Source organism: Martelella mediterranea, assembly GCF_021021415.1.
In the GTDB taxonomy this organism is placed as follows: Bacteria; Pseudomonadota; Alphaproteobacteria; order Rhizobiales; family Rhizobiaceae; genus Martelella; species Martelella mediterranea_C.
Map to the genome: position 1 here is coordinate 1 of NZ_JAINWJ010000092.1, position 4,060 is coordinate 4,060.

Annotated in this window: 3 protein-coding genes; all 3 read right to left on the reverse strand. The window is 58.3% G+C overall.

All coding sequences use genetic code 11. The features are described from left to right. Positions 1-462: 462 nt before the first annotated feature. The 3 genes from K7H91_RS25395 to K7H91_RS25405 are packed head-to-tail and all read right to left on the reverse strand — an operon-like array spanning position 463 to position 3,794. Positions 463-1,425: a TniQ family protein gene (locus K7H91_RS25395; protein WP_230722947.1), complete on the reverse strand. Its 963-nt coding sequence runs from the start codon at positions 1,423-1,425 to the stop codon at positions 463-465. A 3-nt stretch (positions 1,426-1,428) separates the two neighbouring features. After that, positions 1,429-2,307, reverse strand: coding sequence for a TniB family NTP-binding protein (locus K7H91_RS25400; RefSeq protein WP_230722948.1), 879 nt, complete (start codon positions 2,305-2,307; stop codon positions 1,429-1,431). Next, positions 2,304-3,794 carry a Mu transposase C-terminal domain-containing protein gene (locus K7H91_RS25405; RefSeq protein WP_230722949.1) on the reverse strand — a complete coding sequence of 497 codons (1,491 nt, stop codon included), beginning with the start codon at positions 3,792-3,794 and terminating at the stop codon, positions 2,304-2,306. The genes K7H91_RS25400 and K7H91_RS25405 overlap by 4 nt, the downstream gene beginning before the upstream one ends. Positions 3,795-4,060 lie beyond the last annotated feature (266 nt).

Genomic DNA, 4,060 nt, shown 5'->3' on the forward strand with positions numbered 1-4,060 from the left:
ATAATCTTGCATTATCGTTCATAATGCTCATTATAGAGAAAAACCCCATTTTGAGGCCCTCAATGCCCGAAAACGACGCCGATCCGCACGCCAGCTGTCAGATGAGCGGAATTCGTGAGACTCGGCGTGGTCCCGTTGTGCATTAACCTGCCGGCGGTGCGCCGCCTGCTTCTATTGCGCTGAATTCGCTCATACTTATCCAGGGCATGTGTCCTAAACGGTTTTGTCACGCCGTCTCACGATTTCCGACTCCGCCGCAGGTCGTCTCACAAATTCTGCTCTATAAGCCCGCCCTGCGGTGGCAAATCGAGGCGTCCTCTTCATTGTCGCAGCACCTATCTGTCCATTTCGGCACTAAAATCGCCATTTGCGCACATTGACTCATAGAAGGCCGTGAGCGCGTTTTGGCGGCTTCCCTTAGCCGTGGATCATTTTTATCCCGAAAACGGGCTCTACGGCCATTTATGTGGGTCGATAAATTTGCACCCGATCGTTTTTCCGGTCGTCCCGTCCTCTCTTGCTGTTGCAGGTGCGGTGGAGACGGACTGCGCTGCAGATCGGTGCGGGCCACAGATCGATCAACGTTCTGATCTTCTCTCGTCCCTGCTCGTCCGAAAATTCAAGAATGCGGGCAATCGCACTGCCGGGATCCTTCAGGACTCGGGCAACGCCGATGGCAAGCGCATACCGTTCCGCCCGTGGCGCGATGGAAATCTTGGAAATGTCCAACGGAAGCCGTTGGTCATAGATCGGCACGGCCACCTCGAACTCCGGGACCACGCTTGTCAAGACAGTGCGGCGAAAGTGCTTCGTCTGAAACGAACGCTGGCGCTGGCAGGAAGGCGGCAATCTGGCCAATTCCCATGGCGCTGCAGGAGATGCCTTGCGGGCGAGTGAGAGCAGTAGTGACAAAACTGACGCGACGGGAACGACAGCACTATCCTTTCCCATAGCCCACGCATTCAGGATCTGCGCTCCCCTACGTGCTGTCCAAGAATCGGCGAGTGTGCTGGCGCCGCGGATATCGCGATTACCCAACGGTTGACGATGGCACTCGCACCAGAAGGAGAAGGCGAATGACCAACTTCTAAGCCGTTGCGGCCGTTGCATGCCGCGCGAGCAAACAAGACAAATCTCCCTGGCTTCCGGCCGAAGCAGACTGCGATAGCGCGGCGGCAAACCGTGAAAGGTCATCGCCAACAGCCGATTGAGTGAACAGCCTGTCGCCTGGGCGATGCGAACCATGTCCGCCTGCACCGGCTCCAATTCGAGCTCCAGCGCAGGTCGAACCCACCCGACATGCGCTTGCAGCCCGTCCAGGGAAACAAGATATACATCGGCGATCCGCTCTAACCAGGAGGTCAGCCGTTCATCGGGAAAAGGTGGCGGCACGATCGGAAGTGGCGCCCTCTCCTCCCCCTTCATGGCTCAGGCTGCTGCGAAGGGCGGCGGCGCAGCAACGCGGTAATCGAGAACCGCGGCCGGCGTGATGCGCTCGGTTCCGCCGTGAACGGCCTGCACAGCAAGATCTATCACCATCCGGAATATCGATGCCGTGACACCGCCATTGACTTCCACCAGACGGTTGAGGGCGCTGTCCGTCAGTTCGGACGGCGCGCGTAACGGCAATGATCGCAAAAGTCCGCCGATCAGACCTTGGAAGTCGGCGTCATGCCGCCATGGCGGTAAGCCATAAGGCTCGAAACGGCTGTTAAGATGGGCATCGCCTCGGATTGCATCCCTTGCCTCGTGCGAACCGAGACAGATCAGCGGAATGCGCAGCTCATTGCCAAGGAAGCGCAGCAGATTGAGCATGCGGCGCTGCTCACGATAGGTGCCGGCGATCAGGTTTTGGACTTCGTCGATAACCAGCATATTGGGTGCGGTTTCCTGCAGTAGTCGCAGGGCCTGCGTTTCGAGCTGTCCGATTGTCGCGCGTGTCGGCGGCGGTGCTCCGATCACCGAAAGCAGCCGGTGATAAAATCGCCCCTCGTCCGGGGAAGCGACCATCTGCACGGCGATGACAGGCCGGTGATGAATGCCGCTGCTTTCGTCAAAACTCGGCGGATGCGCGCGAACGAATTTCTCGATAATCATCGTCTTGCCCATGCCCGAGGCGCCGAAGATCAGCAGATTGGGCATACGGGCACGCTTTGGAAAAAGAAGCAGTTCTTCGAGTTTTTCAAATGCCTGCCGAGCGCGCGGATAATCGACGAACCGATCTACCCTCATATACTCGATACGCTCACGGTCAGGCTGACCAACATGGGCTTGAACGGCAGGATCAAGATGCGGATAGGTCGTCATTCCCATACCTCCACCGGAAAATGCGGCAAGGTGATCGCCGGCTCGTCCGTCGGCAACCTTTCCTGCATCGCCTGTTTCGGCTGCAAATGCGCGCGCCGCGCCCGCGATCTGCGCGCTTGCGCAGTCTCCCGGGTCGCCTGATCGACAATGGCGCGCTGCGCAGCAATGGTCTGGAAGATCGTCTCCTCATCGATCTCACGGCGGCCACGGTCTCGCTGGACCCGCATGGCCGCCTTCTGCTCCCACAGCGTGATCGCTGGACGCCCCGGATTGCGCGTCGGCGCAATGAGGTAGTTGCCGCCGAGCCTGACGAAGACCTGTTGCAGGTTTCGGGGATCGTATTTGACCAAAACCTTGTCGGCACATCGACCGATCCAGGGCGCAAGGCCGTCAGACCAGTAGCAAATGTTGTTGATGTGGATGCCGGTTCGTCGCAACACACGCGCCTCGAACGGCAGGAAATCCATGAGAAATGCAAGCGGATCATGCACCTGCCGCGCAGGACAAGCCGATATGGCTTCATTCCAGGCAGCAACAGGCGACCGGCCAATACCGCGATGGAGATCGGAATGATAGGCGATGATTTCCAGCGCCAACCAGGTCTCGAGTTCCCGCATGGTCATCACTGCCCGGCCCTCGGAATCGTAATCGCCCCGATCACACACATTTGAGAAATGCGTTCCCGGTAACAGATGCACCGCTCCCATCATCGTGCCGATCAGGCGTTCAACATGCCCGCCAAACCGCGGCGTTCCCGGTGGACGGTATGACACGGTGATATTGTGGTCGTCACAACCCCGCTTGAAAGCGCGCGCGTGGAATTCGGCACCATTATCGACATGAATACACTCCGGCAAGCCAGATGCCGGCCATGCCAAAACGATCCCGCGTTCCTCCAGCCACCGCGTCTTGTCGATGATCGCATGCGTCAGGCACAGTGCCACCGATGTGACGGATGGTGCCTCCAGGGAAAGGTAGAATCCCAAAACTGATCGCGTATAGACATCGATGGCGATGGTCAGGATCGGTCTGCCAATCGGCTGCCGTTCAATTGGATCAACGACCGTGACGTCGACTTTCGTGTGATCGATCTGAACCACCTGCAACGCCCGTTCAACTGAAAACGCCCCAGGCAAAGGCAGGAACTGCGCATCCGCTCGCGAATTTCCCGCGCGACGACGCGCTATGGCCTCCACATCCAGCGTCGCAAGATAGCCCTTCAAGCGTCTGATTGACGGCGGCGGCAGATGTTCTGCCCGGCAATCAGCGACAATGCGTTTCCTCAGCCGGCTTAACGGCGGCCGCTCCGGGATCGCATAGAATGTCATGATATTACGGTCGACAATTGTCTTAAGGGCTGGATCAAAGGTGTCGATACCGCCCTGACGCCCGGGCTTTCGGTTGATAAGCGCCGCCGCGCGGTCTTCTGCTCTATACCGCTTCAGCCATCTGAACAGCGTCGCACGGCTGACCGAAAGCTCCGCCATCGCGTCGGCTACATCTCCGGAAGTGGGGCGCTGCGGCAATCGGCGAAGAACGTCCGCATGCCGAAGAACCTCCTGCCACTCCGCTTCCGTCAGTTGATCACGTCGCATAGCCTTCACGCGCCTGGAATATCGAGGTAGTCTCACGATATATGAATCGCATGACAGTTCAGTCTCAATGAAACCGAAACGGTCTCACGAAATCTGAATCGGCCAAGCCTTTGAAACCAAATGAAGCCCAGTCTCACGAAAAACAGTCAGCTGACACC